This is a genomic window from Paenibacillus sp. FSL H7-0940 (assembly GCF_037979415.1).
Lineage (GTDB): Bacteria > Bacillota > Bacilli > Paenibacillales > Paenibacillaceae > Paenibacillus > Paenibacillus amylolyticus.
Genome location: NZ_CP150280.1, coordinates 104,316 through 127,152, shown reverse-complemented (window position 1 = coordinate 127,152; position 22,837 = coordinate 104,316). Strand labels below are relative to the sequence as shown.

General features: G+C 48.0%; 20 protein-coding genes and 1 other annotated feature. All 20 genes read right to left on the bottom strand.

Annotated elements, in window-relative coordinates:
* Positions 1-50: 50 nt before the first annotated feature.
* The 20 genes from minD to ccsA all read right to left on the bottom strand — a co-directional run bounded on the left by minD (position 51) and on the right by ccsA (position 22,817).
* Positions 51-845 carry a septum site-determining protein MinD gene (gene minD / locus MHB71_RS00580; RefSeq protein WP_017692616.1) on the bottom strand — a complete coding sequence of 265 codons (795 nt, stop codon included), beginning with the start codon at positions 843-845 and terminating at the stop codon, positions 51-53.
* A 3-nt stretch (positions 846-848) separates the two neighbouring features.
* Positions 849-1,511 (bottom strand): septum site-determining protein MinC, encoded by a 663-nt coding sequence (minC, locus tag MHB71_RS00575; protein ID WP_017692615.1) that lies wholly within the window; start codon positions 1,509-1,511, stop codon positions 849-851.
* A gap of 74 nt (positions 1,512-1,585) precedes the next feature.
* Positions 1,586-2,119, bottom strand: a complete 534-nt coding sequence (gene mreD / locus MHB71_RS00570) for a rod shape-determining protein MreD (RefSeq protein WP_036605906.1) — start codon at positions 2,117-2,119, stop codon at positions 1,586-1,588.
* On the bottom strand, positions 2,119-2,991 hold the full coding sequence (gene mreC, locus MHB71_RS00565) for a rod shape-determining protein MreC (RefSeq protein WP_340028529.1): 873 nt from the start codon (positions 2,989-2,991) through the stop codon (positions 2,119-2,121). The genes mreD and mreC overlap by 1 nt, the downstream gene beginning before the upstream one ends.
* A gap of 185 nt (positions 2,992-3,176) precedes the next feature.
* Positions 3,177-4,211: a rod shape-determining protein gene (locus MHB71_RS00560; RefSeq protein ID WP_017692612.1), complete on the bottom strand. Its 1,035-nt coding sequence runs from the start codon at positions 4,209-4,211 to the stop codon at positions 3,177-3,179.
* A gap of 183 nt (positions 4,212-4,394) precedes the next feature.
* Positions 4,395-5,084, bottom strand: a complete 690-nt coding sequence (gene radC, locus MHB71_RS00555; protein WP_036673540.1) for a DNA repair protein RadC — start codon at positions 5,082-5,084, stop codon at positions 4,395-4,397.
* 37 nt (positions 5,085-5,121) lie between these two features.
* Complete coding sequence (locus MHB71_RS00550) at positions 5,122-5,763, bottom strand: Maf family protein (protein ID WP_174806459.1); 642 nt, start codon at positions 5,761-5,763, stop codon at positions 5,122-5,124.
* A 64-nt stretch (positions 5,764-5,827) separates the two neighbouring features.
* Positions 5,828-6,070 (bottom strand): DUF4321 domain-containing protein, encoded by a 243-nt coding sequence (locus tag MHB71_RS00545; protein WP_036605903.1) that lies wholly within the window; start codon positions 6,068-6,070, stop codon positions 5,828-5,830.
* Positions 6,071-6,215: 145 nt separating this feature from the next.
* Complete coding sequence (locus tag MHB71_RS00540) at positions 6,216-7,445, bottom strand: SPOR domain-containing protein (protein WP_340028528.1); 1,230 nt, start codon at positions 7,443-7,445, stop codon at positions 6,216-6,218.
* A gap of 116 nt (positions 7,446-7,561) precedes the next feature.
* A complete protein-coding gene (murC, locus tag MHB71_RS00535) occupies positions 7,562-8,881 on the bottom strand; it encodes a UDP-N-acetylmuramate--L-alanine ligase (RefSeq protein ID WP_047841184.1) in 1,320 nt (439 codons plus the stop codon).
* A gap of 56 nt (positions 8,882-8,937) precedes the next feature.
* Positions 8,938-10,314 (bottom strand): folylpolyglutamate synthase/dihydrofolate synthase family protein, encoded by a 1,377-nt coding sequence (locus tag MHB71_RS00530; protein WP_076253344.1) that lies wholly within the window; start codon positions 10,312-10,314, stop codon positions 8,938-8,940.
* A 78-nt stretch (positions 10,315-10,392) separates the two neighbouring features.
* Positions 10,393-13,059, bottom strand: a complete 2,667-nt coding sequence (locus MHB71_RS00525; protein ID WP_340028527.1) for a valine--tRNA ligase — start codon at positions 13,057-13,059, stop codon at positions 10,393-10,395.
* A 61-nt stretch (positions 13,060-13,120) separates the two neighbouring features.
* Positions 13,121-13,402 (bottom strand) — a binding site (T-box leader).
* Between the two features lie 155 nt (positions 13,403-13,557).
* The gene (locus tag MHB71_RS00520; RefSeq protein WP_340028526.1) at positions 13,558-15,141 is read right to left on the bottom strand and encodes a LysM peptidoglycan-binding domain-containing protein; all 1,584 of its coding nucleotides are present in this window, start codon (positions 15,139-15,141) and stop codon (positions 13,558-13,560) included.
* A 366-nt stretch (positions 15,142-15,507) separates the two neighbouring features.
* Entirely contained in the window at positions 15,508-16,416 is a 909-nt protein-coding gene (locus MHB71_RS00515) for an RluA family pseudouridine synthase (RefSeq protein ID WP_340028525.1), read from the bottom strand.
* Positions 16,413-17,717 carry a glutamate-1-semialdehyde 2,1-aminomutase gene (gene hemL / locus MHB71_RS00510; protein ID WP_338706907.1) on the bottom strand — a complete coding sequence of 435 codons (1,305 nt, stop codon included), beginning with the start codon at positions 17,715-17,717 and terminating at the stop codon, positions 16,413-16,415. Before hemL ends, MHB71_RS00515 begins: the two co-directional genes overlap by 4 nt.
* Positions 17,718-17,742: 25 nt before the next feature.
* Complete coding sequence (gene hemB, locus MHB71_RS00505; protein WP_076216943.1) at positions 17,743-18,744, bottom strand: porphobilinogen synthase; 1,002 nt, start codon at positions 18,742-18,744, stop codon at positions 17,743-17,745.
* 102 nt (positions 18,745-18,846) lie between these two features.
* Positions 18,847-20,409, bottom strand: a complete 1,563-nt coding sequence (gene cobA / locus MHB71_RS00500; RefSeq protein ID WP_340028524.1) for a uroporphyrinogen-III C-methyltransferase — start codon at positions 20,407-20,409, stop codon at positions 18,847-18,849.
* Positions 20,410-20,413: 4 nt separating this feature from the next.
* Complete coding sequence (hemC, locus tag MHB71_RS00495) at positions 20,414-21,370, bottom strand: hydroxymethylbilane synthase (RefSeq protein WP_036605896.1); 957 nt, start codon at positions 21,368-21,370, stop codon at positions 20,414-20,416.
* A 2-nt stretch (positions 21,371-21,372) separates the two neighbouring features.
* A complete protein-coding gene (locus tag MHB71_RS00490) occupies positions 21,373-22,023 on the bottom strand; it encodes a bifunctional precorrin-2 dehydrogenase/sirohydrochlorin ferrochelatase (RefSeq protein ID WP_340028523.1) in 651 nt (216 codons plus the stop codon).
* A 5-nt stretch (positions 22,024-22,028) separates the two neighbouring features.
* A complete protein-coding gene (ccsA, locus tag MHB71_RS00485) occupies positions 22,029-22,817 on the bottom strand; it encodes a cytochrome c biogenesis protein CcsA (RefSeq protein WP_047841339.1) in 789 nt (262 codons plus the stop codon).
* Positions 22,818-22,837 lie beyond the last annotated feature (20 nt).

Genomic DNA, 22,837 nt, shown 5'->3' with positions numbered 1-22,837 from the left:
AAGCCACGGCTGTCATGTAATCAGATAATGAATAAGTCCATTTAAATGAGTTAACCCATTCCCAAGAACTTTTTGAAACGAGTAAAAGCGCCCTTTTTCTGCTCCAGCTGCATCAATGGGACCGTATCTCCCAGAATGCGTCGTGCAATGTTGCGATACGCAATTGCCGCAAGTGAATCCGGATTCATGACCGTAGGTTCTCCTGAATTGGCCGCTTTGATGACCAGTTCATCATCAGGCACGATGCCAATCAGGTCAATATTAAGTACTTGTAAAATACCATCGATATCTAACATATCACCCGATTTAACCATATTATTACGAATTCGATTCACCACCAGCTTTGGTGATTGAATGTGCGAACTCTCCAGCAGGCCGATGACACGATCCGCATCACGTACTGCAGCATTTTCCGGTGTAGTGACCACGATGGCCTGATCTGCTCCTGCTACCGCATTTTTGAAACCCTGCTCTATGCCGGCTGGGCAATCAATAATGACGTATTCAAAATCTTTTTTCAATTCAAGGATAATATCCTTGACCTGTTCTGGAGACACTGAGTTTTTGTCTCTCGTCTGCGCCGCAGGCAACATATATAATTCTTCGAAACGCTTGTCTTTGACCAAAGCCTGATTCAGACGGCAGCGGCCGTCCGCAACGTCGCACAGATCGTAAATAATACGGTTTTCGAGTCCCATCACGACATCCAAATTACGAAGGCCGATATCGGTATCTACCAGACAAACCTTTTTGCCGAGCAACGCCAGCGCTGTCCCGATGTTTGCCGAGGTGGTTGTTTTACCCACGCCGCCTTTACCCGAAGTGATCACGATCGCCTCTCCCATGAGCTACACTCCTTTAAACACATTAAAATCTCGGCGTAACCGAACGATATTGCTCATTTTGTCTATCTGCATCTGATTGTCCTGTAAGTAAGCAAATTCCATTCCGGTCTCTCGGCTCTCCCATTCATCGGGAGGACGACTGATGATATCCGCAATCCGTAGCTGCGTCGGTGCAAATACCGAAGCGGCAATGATCGCTTCCTCGTCCCCGCCAATTCCGGCATGAGCCATACCTCTGAGTGAACCCAACACATATATATCTCCGGTACACGTCACTGTGCCCCCCGGATTGATATCCCCAAGAAACAGGAGATTTCCTTCATGATGAAGCACCTGACCTGAACGCACCATACCACACATGGTTACAATCGGCGGTGGTCCTTTAACCTCCGGTTGGAGTGCAGGTGAGTCGATGGATCGAATAAGCAGATTCCCTTTTTGCTTCAATATATCGAGGATTGCTTCTTTCTGGTCCTCTGTCACTTCGCGGGCACCCAACTTGATATCCACATGAACAATCGGTCCGGTCAAAATATTTTGATGGCTGTGTTCCAGCTTATAGCGGAGCTCATAGAGCAATTCCTCGAATTCACATTGATCGTCCAACAGGAAAACCAGGCCGTCTCGGATGCCTTTAATCGTTACGTGATTCGATTTTACCGTCATAAGCCTGTCCCTCCCATCTCATTACATTTCGTGCCCGGGGCCCCAAGTTCCTGCTTTGCGCTCCATAAATGTATTTAGGAAGCTTCTTCTGTCTTGCTCCGTCTCTTGCCGATCCGCTCCAGTTGTTTCCGAAGGGGGACATAAATGATCAAGGCAAACACAAAATGAATGAACAAATTAGGAATCATGTATTCAATCAACGCCCAGTCAAAGGTCACGTGGTTAAGTTGGAAGAGCTTGTACAGGAAAAATAGCATGGTGTCATTAAGCAGACTTCCCAAAATGACAACCGATACCATAACCGGCAGTGGTGCACGTGGTGCTTGAAAAATGAGTCCCATCATATATGCCGATAATCCCATCGAGAATCCATAAGGTCCAATCATCTCGCCGTAGAATACAACGTCATGCAATAGTCCAAAAAATATACCGAGTACTAGTGCCGTGTGTCGATGATGATATACAGCGATAAACAAAATTACGATATAGACCAGATTGGCAGAAATACGCATCTGCCAACCAGAAGGGATGAGCAGCGGCAAAATTGTGCCTTCCGCAATGAACAAAACGAATAGTAACAGGAACAAAACTTGCTTGCGTGTCACCATTACTCTTTTACCTCAGGCGGGATAATGACAATCAGCTCTTTCCAGTCAAGGAAACTTGCATATGGCTCAATTGTAGCTGTTTTGGTTAAACCATACTCACTTTTCTCGACACTCTTCACTTCACCAATCCGCATATACTTGGGAAAGTTATTGATGATCCCCGAAGAGATGATCTCATCACCCTTTTGGATATTAGAATCTTCCGAGATTTTGGTCATCTTGAGCATGCCCGTCTTCGGATCGTAGCTCTCAATCATACCAAACACTTTCTCTTTACCTACCGCCGTTGCTGCAATGGCATTGGATGTCGGATCATTGGCGTCCATGGACGTTAACAGATTAACCGTTGATGTATATGAGCTGACATGACTGATCACGCCGACCAGCCCTTCCTGGGAGGTAACGGCCATCCCCGGCTTGATTCCCGCATTTTCACCGATATCAATGTTAATGGTTCTGCTATTTGGATCTGAATTGGCACTGATAACCTGAGCAATTCGTGAACCGTAATTATAGCGATTCTTCTGTTCTTCTGTGAAATTGAGCGCTTTCTGAAGTTGCTCATTCACTTGCTCCATATCATTGTACTTCAGCCGATCCCGGGTATAGTGACCCATTGCGATGCGAAGCTCTTCATTCTCATCATATACCGTACGCATGTTCGCTACATCTTTGAAAAAGCCCGCTACATAGGAAGCGGGCTTGTAAAATACGTATTGTACAAATCCAACTGAATCCTTCAGGAATTTCTCCGGCCAGGATAGAGTGGTTCGCGGACTGAGCGTAAAGCCCATTAACGCGATAAATGTAACAAGGCCCACCAGCAAAACAAAAAGTCTTTTGTTGCCTAGCAGTTTAAACAGTTCGAACACCCTCTAACATCCATATTCTCTTCCGAGCCATGCCCGGCGGGGAGACTGTCAGACCTGTAGTCCCTGCGAGAATATCAGCCGATCCTCCCCTGTTAAGCGGGTAATAGCTCATCCCCGGGGTTAACCGGGTCCTCTATAAAGATATCTTGCCACTTGGTCGCTATGCCAAGTTAGGCAAATACCAATTAACGTTTGGAACGAACTGCCGAACTGCTTCTGCTTTTGAACAAATGAATATTCTCTAGCGCTTTACCTGTTCCGATGGCTACACAATCCAGCGGGTTCTCAGCCACAATGACAGGCATTCCTGTCTCACCAGCGAGAAGCTTGTCCAGGTTGCGAAGCAACGCCCCACCACCTGTAAGAACGATACCCCGATCCATGATATCGGCTGCAAGTTCAGGCGGGCATTTTTCCAGTGTTACTTTTACCGCTTCAACAATTGCATTCACCGTATCAGCCAGCGCTTCACTGATCTCGTCCGAAGTAATCGTAATGGTCTTCGGCAGACCTGTTACAAGGTCACGTCCACGAATTTCCATCGTTTCTACTTGTTCCAATGGCATAGCTGATCCGATATCCATCTTCAATTGCTCCGATGTACGCTCACCGATCATGAGATTGTATTGGCGTTTGATGTACTGGATAACGGATTCATCCATCTCGTCACCTGCTACACGAACCGAACGGCTCGTTACAATACCACCAAGAGAGATAACAGCCACTTCCGTTGTACCGCCACCGATATCGACAACCATACTACCCGTTGGTTCCCATACAGGCAGATCTGCACCGATTGCAGCAGCAAAAGGCTCTTCAATCGTATAGGCTTCACGTGCTCCAGCCTGTTTGGTTGCATCTTCAACCGCACGTTGTTCTACTGCCGTGATCCCGGATGGTACACATACCATCACGTTTGGATGACGCTGGAACATGGAGCGTTGTTTTTGCGCCTCACGGATGAAATATTTGATCATCGTTGCCGTTGTATCGAAATCGGCAATCACGCCATCTTTCATTGGACGAATGGCACGAATGTTACCTGGTGTACGTCCAATCATTTTTTTGGCGGCTTCACCTACTGCCTCGATGCTATTTGTATCTGTCCGTATAGCGACAACCGAAGGTTCTCGCACCACAATTCCTTTTCCTCGTACATAAACCAACGTATTTGCTGTCCCCAAGTCAATACCCAAATCTTTCGTAAAACCACCAAACATAACATAATCTCCTTTTCTGCCTCATATAGCCGCTCCATTCTGATCCAGAGCGTAATAATTTTATTCCCACGCAATACGTGGAGCTAATATTCGCATTTGTTTTTTTGCATTTGTAAAGTGAACCTATCTTTTACGGACAACGCCGTTAACATTCATAGGAAAACATCAACGCCAACCATTATATTATACTAAGCCCTTCTCCTTCAAACTTACGTACGTTCCATCTCCGATAATAATATGATCAAGCACGTCAATGCCAACAATAGCGCCTGCTTCAATCAGTCTCTTGGTTATTTGGATATCCTCCGGACTGGGCGTAGGATCACCACTCGGATGGTTGTGTGCGCACACAATCGATGCGCTGCTGCATTTGATGGCAGCCCGGAACACTTCACGTGGATGTACAATCGAAGCGTTAAGGCTGCCCATGGAGAGTGTTTCCTGGGCAATAATATGATTTTTGCTATTCAGAAAGAGACACACAAAATGTTCTTTTTGCAAATAACGCAATTGTTCCATCAGGATATCAGCTGCATCACGCGGTGTACGAATTGAAGTCGACTGTGTGAGTCTGCTCTTGGCAATCCGATGACCCAGCTCAATGCCAGCTTTCAATTGCACAGCCTTGGCATTGCCGATCCCTTTCATCGCGGTCAGTTCTTCAAGACTCAAATCCATCAACGAGCGAATGCCACCCGCTTCGGCCAGAATCCGCTGTGCCATATGCACCGCGGATTCCTGTCTAGTGCCTGTTCGAAGTAAAATTGCCAGCAATTCAGCATGGCTTAAGGCGCCCGCCCCGTATTCCATCATGCGTTCTCTCGGGCGTTCTTCCTGGGGGATGTCGCGCATCATGTATTGAGGCGACTCCATATGTTCCCTCTTTTCATTTCACAACATTTGGCTTCATTCATGTTCGTGGCAACACATGTACGCCGAACCCGTCCAACATATCACTTAGTAAAGATAGCGGCAAGCCAACCACATTAAAATAACATCCTTCAATGCGGTCGATCAGTGAAGCACCAATGCCCTGAATGGCATATGATCCTGCCTTATCTGAAGGCTCACCTGTCTGCACATAAGCACGGATGGTCGCATCCGACAGCTCTTTCATCGTCACATCGGTCTGGCGGTAATGAACTAACGACTGTCCATTGCCGGCATCAATACAAGCGACGCCCGTAAACACCCGATGTACGCGGCCCTGCAGCCGGGATAACATACGTTCAGCATCCGCTTCGTCCAAAGGTTTGCCTAGAATCTCACCATCCAGAACAACAACGGTGTCACTACCAACAATAATGGCTTCCTGCTCGCGGCCTTCAAGCCCGCGATACACGGCAAGCGCCTTGCGCAAAGCAAGTTCCTGTACCGTCTGTTCAGGTGTCCACTCTGGTGGTGTATCTTCATTGGCATGACTTGGTATTACATCAAACGCTAGGTGGAGTGATGCGATCAGTTCTTTGCGCCGAGGCGATGTGGAGGCCAGAATAATAGGGCGCTGTTGTGTGTTATCCAAAATGAACGGCTCCTTATGCCACGGCAACATCCTGTCCGGATCACGATAATAGATGTCACTGGTTTAATTTTTTTCGTCATAACTCGTCATTCTCCTACAGTCTGCGATACAGCCACACAGCGGCAATCATACCGATCAGACTCAGAAGGCTCATTTGAAATTGAAGTGAAATATTATAACTGATAATATCCAGATCAGCCTGTGGCGACCAACGTATGGTCGTGGCTTTCGTAAGAAAGGCTACTGCCTTTACAGGCTGCAGTGCCTTGGCGATCCACGCTCCGGCCATCCAGCCGAGCAGCAGAAACAGCAATAACATGCCGAAGTTTTTTTTCATCGGTAATCTTCCCTCGCCATTTTTTGACACCCACATTATTATACGGGGTTTTGTACGTCAATACAAACACAAATCCGGCAAGGGGAACTATTTCCAGTTCCTTGCCGGATGGGTATTTCCAAGCGTTGTTATGGGAAAGAGCATGTTACTGCTTTATCGCTTCGAGCCATTTTTTCTGCTGCAGTACATATTCCATCAGATCGGACTGCACGGACCACATGTGTACATCATCCGGGTTTTTGTTGTACTCCGCGATAGCCGTAATTGCACTGTTCATTGATTTCTCCATTCCACCAATAATAGGTTGTACATCTGCGGTCAGGCCAGGTGTAAGACTATTCAATCCCGTCAGCCATGACTCGTGCTTATTTTGAATCGCGGTCATCGTTTCTGTAGAAACTGCTGCCGGAGCAGACTGTCCCAGCTGCTGAATGGACAAAGTAGATAATTGTTCCACCAGTGCAGAACTGTTTGTGAAGAAAAGCTGCACATCCTCTTGTTTGCCACCGAATATAGCCGGATTGATCTCAGGGTTCACAATCTCCTTGACATACAGTTCAACTCCCTGGGCTTTTAGCCTGGAGCTAAGTAGCTTGGCCTCTTCACGATCAGCCGAAATGCCTGCATATACTCGATTGCCATCTTCAGGATCAGAACCTGCGGCTATCCCTGCCTGAGCGAGCTCAAGCTTGGCCTGCTCAGCACGTTCAGGAGAACTGAATACACCGTATTGAAGTGCATAATACGTGCTGCCAGTCGTAGCTGTCTGAAGTTGCTGTTCTGTACCTGCAGCCCCCTCCTGACCTGTCACAGTAGAAACTGCCTGATTGACGGGCAGAAGATCGCCTGGCTTCGCGGCTCCTTCTTTATTAAAAAATGAAAGAATAACCATGCCAAAAAGCGCTCCGGTAACAAGTGCTCCAGTGACAGAACCAATCATTTTCCATCCCCTTGGAGGGCGATTGCGTTTATAGGAATAGTTCTCCGAATCTGCAAGCCAGTCGTGGCCTTGATCATCATGGGTATTGGACAGATCACGACGCTCTTCCTCCGGATTATCGGTATGATTAACATAACCGTAACCGGAACGGTTCCCAAAATAATGGGCCTCATCCAAGTTCAAGTTCGAATCATGACTCACCCGCTCGTCAGGTTCAGGTACAGTAGAGCTTGTCAGCACTGTCTCTCCCCAGTCTCCGGGGATATCCTCAGGCGTCCATGATGGGGTTGTATCCATCTGCTTAGGCGTTAGCGGTTGATTATGCGGTAATTCTTCACTTAACGTCACCAATGGACTGGACGCAGATATCCTCTTGTTTTCAGGCTTGTCCGACTCATGATCCCCGAAGCGAAACGTCATTCTAGCATTGCTCACCCGTACCCTCTCCTTTGTCCCATTTATATAAGCTATATGCAGAGACTGGAGAATAAATTCCATATAACGCAAAAAACGCCTGCTTCGTATCGAAGACAGGCGATTTCTCAATTGATCTATTTCAAACCTTTGGCAAGTGTATCGCCGACTTTCCAAATATCACCTGCGCCCATCGTAATCACAAGATCTCCTGGCTGCAGACGATGCTGCAAATCAGCCACAACTTCCTCTTTCGTTGGGAGGTAACGTGCAGAAGCATTACTGTTTTGAACGATCAGTTCAACCAGTCGGGCTGAGGTTACCCCTTCGATCTGTTTTTCGCCCGCAGGAGAATAGATATCCGTAATAAGCACTTCATCCGCTTCCGCAAAAGCACGACTGAACGCATCCAGCAGGAAGAACGTCCGCGTATAACGCTGTGGTTGGAATACCGCAATAATGCGTTTGCCCGTTGCTTTGGCGGCACTAATTGTAGCTTCAATCTCAGTCGGGTGATGAGCATAATCATCGATGATCAGCATATCACGCGCCTCGCCCAATACCTGGAATCTGCGTTTGGCTCCGTGGAATTGGATGATGGCTGCTACAATCTTCTCAAATGGAATGCCCGCTTCCAAACAGGTAATCACAGTAGCCATTGCATTATAAACGTTATGCTTACCCGGCACTGATAATTCCACCGTGCCCATAGCAGCACCCTGATGATTCATCGTAAAGGAGATACGGCGATCGCCCAATACAATATCCGTTGCCGTATAATCTGCAGCACGATCAATACCATAGGTTGTAATCCGTGACTTGAGTTCTGGCAAAATCGCTTGAACATTCTCGTCGTCAGAACACACAATCGCTGTTCCTTCCGGACGAATCTGGCTCAGGAACTGCACATAAGCCCTTTTGAGCTCCTCAAAATCACTGTTGTAATTCTCCAGATGATCTGCCTCAATATTGGTTACAATACCGAGCCATGGATGGTACTGCAAAAACGAACCATCGCTCTCGTCCGCTTCAGCGACTACCCAGTCGCCTTGACCGGCCTTCGCGTTGGTACCCACATTCATGATTTCTCCGCCAATAATGTATGTCGGATCTGTATCACATTTATCCATAACAAGTGCAATCATGGATGAAGTGGTTGTTTTACCATGAGCCCCAGCTACAGCCACACCTTTACGTTCGTTCAACAAACGTGCAAGCATCTGGGAACGATGCAGAATCGGAATGTTCAGCTCTGCAGCTGCTACCCGTTCCACATTATCAGCAGGCGCTGCCGTAGAGTAGACAACAAGATCTGCTCCAGTGACGTGCTCTGCCGTATGTCCGATATATATTTTCGCTCCCTTGGCTGCCAACTTCTCGGTCAACTCCTGTGAAGCGACATCCGATCCGGTAACGGTGTATCCCATTTCCAACATAACTCTTGCGATGGCACTCATGCCATATCCGCCAATCCCTATAAAATGAACGTGTTCCGATGTATTTAACAAAACTTTCACCAACCTTTTTCAGAATCGGTTTGATGCAAAAGGGCTGCCCGCACATCCGCAATCAGGTACAGTGTGCCGGAGACCACCCCCAGATCTTCCGCTTCCGTCCGTGACTTCAATAGATCAAGTGCCTTTGCCCATTCGGGCTCGACGATGATTTCCAGTTCCTGCTTCGCAATGGCGGGACGTACCCGTTCGACAATCTGCAGCAATTCGGCTGCATCCATTTTGCGTCGGAAATCTGGCTCGGTCAGGATCAGCGTATCCACTAGTGGCAGTATATGCTGCAAATACGCTTCGTGATGCTTATTTGCCAACATACCCATCATCAAAATTAACTTGTTGTGCGGATAGACATCCATAATGCTCTTGGCCAGTGACTCTGCCCCTTCCGGATTATGTGCTCCATCTAGCACAATTCGGGGTTCATCGACGACTTTTTCGAATCTTCCTGCCCAGAAAGCATTCTCCAGTCCAAGTACAATATCGTTGTCATCCAGCATAAATGCCATGTATTGTCTAAGCAATTCAAGCACCATAAGTGCGGCCGCTGCATTGTCACATTGATGTGAGCCCTGCATGCGTATGCGAACGTCCAGATCACGGAACGGGCCTGTAAAATGAAAAGATTGTCCGTTCTCATTGCTGTCCAGTCTATGATAAGAGAATTGATCTCCAGCCAAATACACGCTTGATTGAAGCTGCTGTGCTTTCTCCTGAATCACCTTCACAGCTTCGGGTTGAGTCGCGCAAGTCACAACGGGTACTCCCGGCTTGATAATACCTGCCTTTTCTCCAGCAATCTGCTCAATCGTATCTCCAAGCACATCCGTATGATCCATACCAATGTTCGTGATGACGGACACAACAGGTGCGACAATATTCGTTACGTCCATCCTTCCCCCTAGCCCCGTCTCCCATACCACAACGTCAGGGTAACACTCCTCTGCATAGTACAGAAGCGCCAGAGCCGTGGACACCTCAAACATCGTGGGTGATCCAAGCGGAGTGGAGGCCATTTCCATGACCAGTGGATGTAATCGGTTCGAGAGCTTAAGCAGGATTTCTTCAGGAATATCCTCACCGTTGTATTGAAAACGGTTTGTAAACTTGGTGATATAAGGCGACGTAAAGGTACCCACATCATATCCAGCCTGAAGAAGCACTGACGTCAAAAAAGCGCAAGTCGAACCTTTGCCGTTCGTTCCCGCGACATGAATAAATTTGAGACGTTGGTGTGGATTGCCTAACATGGACATCAGACTCTCGATTCGTTCCAATCCAGGTCGGATGCCAAAAGGAATAAGGCCATTGATCCAGTCCACGGCCTCGTTGTACGTAAGTAAAGGAGCTGCTGCATCTGTCCCGTCTAATTCCGTCATCTGATTCACCTTCGGTCCCGAGTTTGAGTGAAAAAAGCGGCCGGATGGCATAATGGCTCTCCATCCGACCCACATATATTAACCTTTAAGTTCCTTGATTCGTGCAATCACTTTATCCCGTTTATCGGAATAATCTGCTTGTTTGGCGCGCTCTTCCTCAATAACTTTGGCAGGAGCTTTGGCTACAAAGCCTTCGTTCGCCAGCTTTTTCTCTACACGGAGAACTTCGCCCTCAAGGTTCTCCAACTCTTTCTCCAAACGAGCCACTTCCTGCTCGATATCAATAAGACCTGCGAGCGGCAAGTATAGTTCTGCCCCCGTAATGATCGCAGTCATTGCCTTATCCGGTGAGTTTAAATCCAGCCCACTATCGAACTCGGACGTATTACAGAAACGTTTGATGTAGTGACTGTTACGCGCAATGATGCTGGACGTCTCCGCACTATTTGCTTTGACCATCAACTCGATCTTTTTGCTCATCGGCACATTCACTTCTGCACGAATGTTTCGCACTGCACGAATGGTATCCATAAGCAGGTTCATCTCGGCAACAGCCTCTGGGTTCTCAAGAGCAGGATCATATACCGGCCATGATGCCAGCGTAATGGTCTCACCTTCATGCGGCAGATGCTGCCAGATCTCTTCGGAGATGTATGGCATAAACGGATGAATCAGGCGCATGGTCTGATCCAGCACATAAGCAAGCACGGATTGTGTTTTCTTCTTGGCAACCGGATCTTCCCCATAGAAGGACAGCTTAGCAAACTCAATGTACCAGTCACACAGGTCATCCCAGATAAAGTTATACAACACACGACCCGTTTCCCCAAATTCATACGCTTCGATTAGACGCGTAATATCGCGGGAAGTTTCGTTCAGACGGTGCAAAATCCAATAATCGGCTGTACCAAGCTCTCCGCTAATGTCACGTTCCTCATAGGTGAATCCTTCCAGATTCATCAATGCAAAGCGCGAAGCATTCCAGATCTTGTTGGCAAAGTTACGAGCCTGCTCCACTCGTTCCCAACGGAAACGCAGATCCTGACCTGGGGTGCTGCTGGTTGAGATCATGTAACGCATTGCATCTGCGCCGTATTTCTCAATCACATCCAGCGGATCTACACCGTTGCCCAGTGATTTGGACATTTTGCGTCCATCTGCATCACGAACAAGACCATGCATCAGCACATCCTTGAACGGAATCTCATCGGTGAATTCCAATGCAGTGAAAATCATACGTGCAACCCAGAAATATATGATGTCATACCCTGTCACAAGTACACTTGTCGGATAATAACGTTTCAGGTCTTCCGTATCTTCCGGCCAACCTAGTGTGGAGAATGGCCATAAGCCGGAGCTAAACCAAGTATCGAGTACGTCTTCGTCCTGTCTGAGCTTGCGTCCAGCATACTCTGGCAGCGTTGTTGGATCTTCAGCAGATACGATGATTTCACCTGTTTCTTCATCATACCAGGCAGGTATACGATGTCCCCACCACAGTTGACGGGAAATACACCAGTCACGAACGTTTTCGATCCAGTTCAGATAGGTTTTCTCAAAACGATCTGGAACAAAATTAACCCCTTCGCCGCTCTGTTGTTTCTTAATCGCTCTCTCTGCAAGTGGCTTCATCTCAACGAACCACTGTGTAGACAGATATGGCTCAACAACAGCTCCGGTACGTTCACTGTGTCCAACCTGATGCGTGTGATCCTCGATATTGATCAATACGCCCTGCTCTTTCAAGTCAGCAACAATCTGCTTGCGGCAGTCACTGCGATCCAGTCCTTGATACTTTCCTGCCTCAGCATTCATTGTACCGCTCTCATCCATTACCGTAATCTGAGGAAGATCATGACGAAGACCTACTTCAAAGTCATTTGGATCATGCGCAGGTGTGATTTTAACTGCACCACTTCCAAACTCTTTATCCACATAATCATCAGCGATAATTGGAATTTCGCGTCCAATGATAGGCAGTACAAGTACTTTACCAATCATATCTGCATAACGCTCATCTTTCGGATGAACAGCAACCGCTGTATCACCCAGCATCGTTTCAGGACGCGTTGTTGCCACTGTAACGTAGCCACTTCCGTCTTTGAGCGGGTACCGCAGATGGTACAGGTGACCCTGAACCTCTTTATATTCAACCTCAATGTCGGACAGAGCTGTCCGGTTCACCGGGTCCCAGTTAATGATGCGTTTGCCTCGGTAAATAAGGCCTTTTTCATACAGTTGAACAAATACTTTGCGAACCGCTTGGGACAGACCTTCATCCAGCGTAAAACGTTCACGTGAGTAATCAAGCGACAATCCCATTTTGCCCCATTGCTGACGAATGGTAGTGGCATATTGATCTTTCCAGTCCCATACTTTCTCCAGAAACTTGTCACGTCCCAGATCATAACGAGTCAGACCTTCTTCACGCAGCTTCTGCTCCACTTTGGTTTGAGTAGCAATACCTGCATGGTCGGAACCCGGAAGCCACAGTGCGTCATAACCTTGCATCCGTTTGGTGCGGATCAGAATATCCTGCAGTGTAAAATCGAGCGCATGCCCAATGTGCAGCATCCCTGTCACATTTGGGGGTGGAATTACAATCGTATACGGCTCGGCATCTTTACGTTGACCGGCTTTGAAATATCCACGTTCCATCCAGGTGGAGTACCATTTATCCTCTGCCGCCTTAGGATCGTAAGTGGTCGGCATTTCTGTTGTAGCTGATTTTTTTTCCTCAGACATGTGTCATTCCTCCGTTACTTCATCATCTTCGCCAAAAAAAAACAAAAAAACCTTTCATCCATCAAAGGACGAAAGGTTAGCTTTCGCGGTACCACCTTTGTTTCACGCCTACAGCAAGATAGACTTCACCCTCTGTACATGACGTGACACTTCAAGCAGATAACGGCTGCTACCGGCCCATCCTACCTCAGTAATAAATGACGATAGATCTCATTCATCCCTTGTATTCAAACAGGCAACTCCCGGGCGACTTCGATCAGTTGGTTCCTGCGGAATCTCACAGCGTTGCAATTCCACTCTCTGAAAGGTCATACTGTCTACTACTCCCGTTCCACGTTGTTCTTCAAAAAACCTACACACATCATACCTTGCTCGTGCGCGATAGTCAACCTGACAACAGCGGATAAAGAGCGCTGGAATGCAGGTTTAGGACGAATCATGCAAAAACCCGCAATCCTCAAGGGGATCACGGGTCGTAACGAAGGCTTTAACTACGGATTAAGGGATGTACAATATCTGACCTTCTTCCACAACCTGCTCAGATAATCGGTTATACAACTGAAGTTCCCTCGTGCTCAATTGATATCGATCTGCAATGGCATCCAGTGTATCTTCTCGCTGAACGATGCAAAGTTTCACCTTGCGGAACGGGGTCTGGTCCACGATCGTTCCCAGGAACAGGTTCTTCCATTCCACATCATCAGCTGGATAAGTTTCTTCCTGTACCACACCCGCAGGAACCTCATCGCCTCGCTCCACTTCAGCATCGCGTGCCGCTCTGCCCGAGGATAACAAGGAAGAGATACCTACGCCCTCTTCTTGCCGTGGTGCGGATTCTTTTTTGCTGCCAAAAGCAACCTTCAGCTCCGGCTTGTCTTCCGTCTCAGCCACAGGTTCAGGAACAAATGCTTCGTTCTGTACAAACTCGTCTACCCCAGTCGCTTCAAAAGACGGTCGGTCTTCCTCAGCGTTGCCTGGTTCGGACGAAGCAAATACACCTTGCCAGTTCTCCGCCTGTGATTCAACCGGAACATCGGCAACTGCCTGATTCTCCTGCTGAGGTACAGATCTCGCTGATTCGAAGTGCCATACCTCTGGTGCGTCCGGTACATCCGGTGCTGCCAACTCATTAGATGATTGAGCTGCAGGCTCTGAGACTGCTTGATCTCCACCTCTCGAGTTCGCAGGTAATACATCCACGGAAGGCTCGGACCAACCCGAAGACTCATCTTCCAGAGGCAGCAATGGTTCCGACTCAGGGTAAGAAGCTAATCGATCTGCAGTCTCTGCCATAAATGACGAGATCGGAGAAGGTTCGCTGTATTGCTCATGAGGTGCCAATTCATCTCCATTCGCTGTCAGAGATGCAGGATCTTCGTTTGCATCAGGTTGTCTGTTTTCGTTAGCGTACTCCGCACTTTGCTCCTCGGACTGAAGTGGCTCGACCGAAGACGAATCCGCATATTCTTGCTGCCATTCTTCGCTATTCCTTAATGTCTCTTCCCTTGTGGACAGGTCAGCGAATTCCGGAGCACCATAGGCAAGTTCTGCTGCATTCGCAAGTCTCTCTTCCTCACTCCGCTGGAGCAGGTACTCTTGTGCAAATGTGTTGGGATCGCTACCTGCCTGTGCTGCTTCATCGGAACGGTTGGATTGCTGAGCATCAGGTGAATGAACAACTGTAAACTCATCTGCTGACCACACTTGTGGCTCTTCAACAGGAAAACCTTCGATACCTCGTAGCGACAACACGCCTGTAATGTTCAGACTGCGATTGGATAACAGATCCACGTCAAAATTTTCGATCTCGATGGAAATATCCTCAATCGATCTGACCCGGTTCAGCGGCACTGTGATCTCCACGGGAATGAAATGTTTGAGCTCCTCTGAAGCCTCATTTTCTCCTCTGTACGCACCTGTAAGTAAAAGATGCCCTCTTAATGTGGCATGATCATCCTGCCCTATGACTTGAATGCGTGGGTATAGTTCAATCTCCTCCAATTCCTCAATCGCAGGAACTCCCTCAGACAAATGAACGCGCTCATAAATATCGAACCGCAAACCATAAGGTTGATTCAACAAAGGTGGCGTCCTCCTTTCGGCATATGTTCACCATGATCCTTCTCATGGGACTGATCCATGGTCCAAATCCTTCGTTACCCCATCTATATGCCTTGAATGAGAGGAGCATGCCACCTTTTGAAAAACCTTGCTATATATGTTCACCTCATGATTATTTACACTGTCACTCCAATGACAGAACAACCTTCTGATCGCTGTTATCCCCAGATTTTTTTCATTCCTTTTTATAAAGGGAAAATCCGGGGATAGCTTATGCTTCCGAAGCAGCTTTCTTTCAGAAAGCTTTTAGGCGAACGCTTTGCTTCTTCTGGTTGTTTCTGTCCTCTCTGTTTTCGTGTAAATAGTTAGTCGAACTTATATAGTGTATTAATAATTTTGACGCTCTCGCTCTGCCAATTGTGTGAAGTCGGATGGCCAAGGGTCGTTCACTTCAATCATCGCTCCGGTTAACGGATGACTAAACTTAAGCATCTCTCCGTGAAGTGCTTGTCGTCCAATGGCATCCGCTCTACCTCCATACAACGCATCACCAATAAGCGGATGTCCCGCGTAACTCAGGTGTACACGAATTTGGTGTGTGCGTCCTGTATCCAGCTTTAATCGTACAAGGGTTGCTTGTTCCCACACTTCGACGATCTCCACATGAGTAACAGCTTCCTGTCCACCTTCCGAGACACGCCTGCGCTGTTTGTGATGTCTATCCTTGCCAATCGGAGCATCAATTTTGTGGAGTTCAGGGGGGATTTGTCCACCTGCAATGGCTACATAATGGCGGCCAATCTCTTTGCGACGCATCGCTTCATCCAGTTTGGCGAGGGCAAAAGCATTTTTGGCATACAGGACAGGTCCGGTTGTATCCTCGTCCAGTCGATGAACATGGCGTACGCTCGCCTGGATTCCGTTCATTTCATAATAAGAGGCAACCACATGATCCAGCGTGATGGCCTGATCGGCACGGCTTCCATCTGGATGCAGTTTCATGCCTGCCGGTTTGTGCATAACCAGACAGAAATCGTCCTCATACAATACATCCACATCAGCCCAGCGTGGCTCGACATCGATTGGCTGGGACGCAAAAAGGGCCAGCCGAAGCCGGTCCCCTGCAAGTTGTATTCCTCGGTTTGCTTTCAGCTGACGGAGCAGTTTCTCCGGAAACTGAAGTTCAGACAATAGCCATTGCTCTGCAGCCATCGATTTGTCCGAACTGCCTGTTACGGCTTTCCCTGGCATCAGCTCAAGCCATTCCCCGCGGCGTTTCCAACTTTTGATGGTCATAGCGATTGAAGAGCTTTACGATTCGCCTCAATCGTATCGTCAATATCCTGCTCCGTGTGCACACCAGAGACAAACATACCTTCGTATTGCGAAGGCGCAACACTCACACCTTGATCAATCATGGCCGCAAAATAACGACGGAATTGATCCAGATTGCTTTCTTTGGCAATATCATAATTGGTTACTGGAACGGCACTGAAGAATGGACAAACCATGGAACCCACACGGTTAATGGTTATCGCAATACCCGTCTCAGCTGCATTTTTCTCGAATCCGGCTTGCAGACGTGCAGACAATGTCTCCAGACGGTCATAGACCTCTGGTGTTAACAATTTGAGCGTTGTATACCCTGCTGCCATAGCCAGCGGATTCCCGCTCAATGTACCTGCCTGATAGATCGGTCCTGTTGGAGCAATCTGTTCCATCAGATCCCGACGGCCACCATAAGCACCAACCGGGAGTCCGCCACCGATAACTTTACCCAGACAAGTCAGGTCAGGTGTAACCCCATATCGTCCCTGAGCACAGTTCAACCCTACGCGGAAACCGGTCATGACTTCGTCAAAAATAAGCAGGCTGCCATATTGGGTCGTCAAACTCCGCAGGCCTTCAAGGAAACCGGAAGCCGGAGGAACAACCCCCATGTTACCTGCCACAGGCTCCACAATAACAGCGGCCAGTTCTCCACCATAACGTTCAAAAGCAAGTCTCACGGACTCCAGATCGTTATAAGGCACCGTAATGGTATTCACAGCTACGCCTTCAGGCACGCCTGGACTATCTGGAAGACCCAGCGTTGCAACACCTGAGCCAGCCTTGATCAGCAAGCTGTCTGCATGTCCATGATATGATCCTTCAAACTTCAGAATTTTACTGCGTCCGGTTACCCCGCGTGCCAGTCGAATGGCACTCATCGTTGCTTCAGTTCCAGAATTAACCATCCGCACGATATCGATAGAAGGTACACGCTCACAGACCAGTTTTGCCATCTCGGTCTCCAGCAAGGTAGGCGCACCAAAGCTTGTTCCTTTGAGGGCTGTCTCACGCAAAGCTTCTACAACGTCAGGGTGTGCATGTCCCATAATGAGTGGGCCCCACGATCCCACATAGTCAATAAAAACATTGCCATCAATATCGTAGATTTTGGACCCTTCACCACGTTCTGCATAGATCGGAGTAAGTCCCACCGATTTGAATGCGCGTACAGGGCTGTTCACACCCCCGGGTATGTACTGCTTCGCTTCCTCAAACGCGCTGCGTGAGCGCTCATCATTGCGACGATTACCTTGTTGTGCAGTCATGAATATCCTCCTCAATGTATTTATTTTATTTCTCAGCCAACCAGCGTGAAGCGTCTTTTCCGTAGTAGGTAATGATCATATCTGCACCTGCGCGTTTCATGCTGAGCAGGATTTCCATGGCAACTTTTTTCTCATCGATCCAGCCTTGAATCGCCGCCGCCTTCACCATGGCATACTCGCCACTTACATTATAGGCAACAAGCGGAAGATCAAATTGATCCTTAATCGTACGCATGACATCAAGATAGGACAGCGAAGGTTTAACCATTAGCATATCCGCTCCTTCGAGCACATCCGTCTCTGCTTCACGCAAGGCTTCACGCGCGTTCGCCGGGTCCATCTGATATGACTTGCGGTCTCCGAATTGTGGTGTGGAATCCGCAGCTTCACGGAATGGACCATAGAACGCGGATGCATATTTAACAGAGTAAGACATAATCGGAATGTGACTGAATCCATTCTCATCCAGCCCCGCGCGGATCGCTTGTACAAATCCATCCATCATGTTGGATGGTGCAATAATGTCCGCTCCTGCTTTGGCTTGAGACACTGCCGTTTTCACGAGCAGATCAAGTGATTCGTCATTTAACACATCTCCGCAGATGTGACCGTCAATCTCCACGGTGTGTACCATACCGCAGTGACCGTGATCCGTGAATTCACACAGACAAGTATCCGCAACAACCAGCAGTTCTGGATACCAGGATTTGATCAATCTCGTCGCTTCCTGCACAATGCCATCTTCAGCGAAGCCAGATGAACCCACACTGTCCTTCGTCTCGGGAATACCAAACAATAACACGGCTGGAATTCCCAGCTCGGCAATTTCCGTTACTTCCTCCTGAAGACGATCCAGCGAGAAGCGGAATACGCCAGGCATGGATTTAATTTCAGATTTCACATTTTCTCCATACGTCACATAGATCGGTTGAATAAAGTCGTCCACAGTTAGATGGGTCTCTCTGACCATATTGCGAATACCTGTGGATTGACGTAAACGGCGATGCCGTACAATTGGAAAACTCATACGAGTAAAACCTCCCTGAAAGTTAAATAGAGCAAAAAGGGAAGCGCGCTGGTATCCTATCGAATTCAGCACGCTTCATATGTTGACATGATTACATGTGTATTAATTTCGAAGAGCGCCTTCTTTGGTGCCTGTCCGTTTCCAGTCGCATAACACTGTGATCAAGCTATCCATCGTTGCTTCCTCTGCCATCAGTGTAACCTTTAGTCCAGCGGCTTCTGCCGTTTTCGCTGTAACAGGCCCGATACACGCAACCTCCACATCTTTCAATAAAGGCAGTGGATCTTGCAACCCCATACGTTTCAACATACTCATGAAATTGGTAACTGTCGATGAACTTGTAAAGGTCACCGCATGAATACCACCTTCTTCAAGTAGCTTGAGTAGTTCGTCATCATCCTCACCAGCGAGGATCGTATCGTAGGTGATGGCTTCGGTGACCTGAAGCCCTCTTTCTCTCAACTGGTCACGTAACCACGTACGTGCAAGATCACCATGCGGAAGCAGTACTTTCTGGCCTTCCTTCAGCTCGCTTTCAAAAGCCTCAAGCATGCCTTCGGCCTGGAAAGGACCTTTGACAACTTCAGCTACGATGCCATGTTTGCGCAAAGCGTCCGCTGTGGAAGGTCCTACGGCAGTAATTCTCGCTTGATGAATCGAACGAATATCCTTGCCTTCCTGTTCCAGATGGCGGAAGAAAAACTCCACGCCGTTCACACTTGTGAAAAACACCCAGTCATAGGTATTTAAAGCACTGAAGGCGTCTTTGACACTTTGCTTGGCAGATTCACTGGACGGCATGACCGTCTCAATGACCGGAAACTCATACGGTTCGCCGCCGAGTTCCTCAATGCGATTCACCAGTTCACTCGCTTGACTGCGAGCACGGGTTACCAGAATTCGTTTGCCAAATAGCGGCAGCGCTTCTGCCCATTTCAATTGTTCCCGCTGATTGACGACATCTCCCACCACAATAACAGCTGGTGGTTGGAAATTGGCTGCGATCACTTTCGCTTCTATATCCTCAAGGGTACCTGTAAGGGTATCCTGTTCCGCTCGTGTTCCCCAACGAATCAGAGCTACCGGTGTTTGCGCTGGACGACCATGACGAATCAATTGTTCGCTGATATATCCAATTTTGGCAACCCCCATCATAAATACAAGTGTGCCCGTTGCATTCGTCACTTTATCCCAATGGATACTGCGATCAAGCTTGTCCGGACTCTCGTGCCCCGTAATAATAGAGATGGAAGATGCATAGTCACGGTGAGTCACAGGAATTCCGGCATACGCAGGTACACTTATTGCAGCGGTAACCCCAGGTACAATCTCAAACGGAATTCCGTTTTTGTGCAGCAAACCCGCCTCTTCGCCCACGCGTCCAAAGATAGTTGGATCGCCGCCCTTAAGCCGAACCACAACCTTGCCTTCAAGAGCCAGATCAACCAACAGTTGATTGATCTCTTCCTGTTTCATCGTATGCCGATCCGGGCGCTTGCCCACGTAAATCTTGACTGCGCCGGGTTTCATTTGTTTCAACAATCTCGGACTTGCCAAACGATCATAGACTACAGCATCGGCTTTCCCGATGGATTCCCACCCTTTTACCGTAATCAGCTTTGCATCCCCAGGACCTGCCCCTACCAAAAAGACCTTTCCCACCATGTCTTCATCCCCTAACTTCTGCCAGTATCTGCTCTGCACCCCGTTCGATCAATCTCCAAGCCACTTCTTCTCCCAGACGAACCGGGTCCTTGCCGATCATAGCTTCCTTAAGAATCAGTCCACCATCCGGTGTGCCGACCATACCTGTTAATTGTAACGTGTTTTCACCATTCAGGGAATCTGCATCTTGCTGAGGCACCCACACCGCATGAGCACCAATCGGAACCTGGCAGCCCCCATTTAATACACTGAGAAAACGGCGTTCCGCCTGTACAGGAAATGCTGTCTCGGGATCGTTATACAGCTGCAGTAAGTGCAACAGTTCCTCATCGTCTTCACGACATTCGATACCAAGCGCGCCTTGACCTACTGCCGGAAGGCAAGCTGTTTCCGTCAGGTACTCTGTGATCCGGTCTTCCCAGCCCATACGGTACAATCCTGCAGCTGCCAGAATAATCGCATCGAATCCTTCGGTCTCCAGCTTCCGCAGACGGGAATCAATATTGCCGCGAATCGATTCCAATTGCAAATCTGGACGATAGGCCTTTAATTGACTCGACCGGCGCAGACTGCTTGTTCCGACTCTAGCTCCTTCTGGCAGTTGATCTAGAGTAAGTCCACCATTGGAGATCAGCGCGTCCCGTGGATCTGCACGACGAGGAATAGCACCATTGATTAATCCTTCGGGTAACTCGGAAGGCATATCCTTCATACTATGCACAGCCATATCAATCGTACGATCAAGCATCGCCTGTTCAATCTCTTTGACAAACAGACCTTTGCCTCCCACTTTTGACAACGTTACATCCAGAATGAGATCTCCCTTGGTAACAATCTTATGTACTTCAAAGTCAAAAGCTAATCCTTCCCGCTCACAAATATCGCGTAAATCCTGAATGACATGGCCTGTCTGGGTTAGCGCAAGCGCGCTCTGTCTACTTCCAACTTTAATTGTACGCATATCTACACTTCCTCCTGATTACGGGATATCCAGTCCCCGATTTCTTCTTCGGTCCACCACCGAAAATGGCCTTTACGAATATCTTCTAATATGTGCATTTCAGTTAATTGCCGAAGCAACGTACTTCTGAGACTTGAAGAAGATACGCGTGACTTCACCTCAGTCCTCATCTGGTGCAAAAACTCAAGGTACGTCTCATACTCATCACCGAACTGTCGTTCGAGTGTGGCACGTATCTCCGCAGCTGCTGCCGGTCCCGCTCCTGCTGTGGATATCGCTATGCTTAATCTTCCACGCCTTACCACGCTTGGCGTAATAAAGCTGCTGTGCTCCGAAGACATTGCGTTATTCACCAATATGCCCGCAGCCTCCGCATCCCGAACCACAGTTGAATTGACCTCTGAATGGTCAGTCGCTGCATATACGAGAAAGGCCCCCCGCAAATCTCCATTGCGGTAGGACCGGTCTATCCATTGAATTCGGAATTCATGATGCAGTTGTTTTAATACGGGAGTAAGCTCCGGACTAATGACCGTAATCTGTGCCTCAGCATGCAGTAATCCCTTAATTTTACGTTCGGCAACACGTCCACCACCAACCACGCAGCATTTCTTGCCTGAAGTATTCACAAATATCGGCGTGTAACGGTCCATCCCCTTCACTCTCCCGTCCAGCGATGAAACGCTGAATACGCATTGGATAAAAAACTTATAATGACAAATCCGTACCCAATCAGTGTCCATCTTGCCATGATAATTGTAGAGAACTGTTTCCTTCTCTTGGATACGAAGTACCCCACATAGATGGCTATAGCAAGACCTGTCGCAATAACTTTGAGATCCAAGAGTAGAATCCAGCGTCTTTCCGCCACAATGGATAATACGGCAAGCATCACAGAAACGCCAAGGAGCGGTGTACCTATGAAATTAGCACCATCCATGTATTTGCCGATCACTTCCAGGCTTGGCATCCGTCGCATCGTATCATTCCACTTTTTTTTCTTCAACTTACGGTGCAGGAACAGATATAACATGGCAAATACCGTAGCAACGGTTAACGCCGCAAAACCAAGATTCGCCAAGGTAATATGCATAATGAGTAATCCATGTACCGTTTGCCAGTTATGCAGTGATATCTCTCCGGCCGTAAACCACAGTCGGTTTAATACCGTAACGGAAAAACCTACAACATTCAGCAACAAAATCACAAATTCGGAACGCTGGATGCGAGTCATGACGAGAGACATCAGCACAATACTGAATGAAAATATAAACAAAAAATCAAAGGTGGTATAGATGGGGAAATGGCCTTCAGTCCACATGCGCAATATGACATGCGTTACCTGCAATCCCCAAACAACGACAAGGAACCCTGTGCCTGTCCGCTTCGCCCCCGCATTGCGTCGAATGCAGTCCGAGAAATAGAACAGTAGGCTCAGGGCATACATATAGATTAGAGCTTCATAAA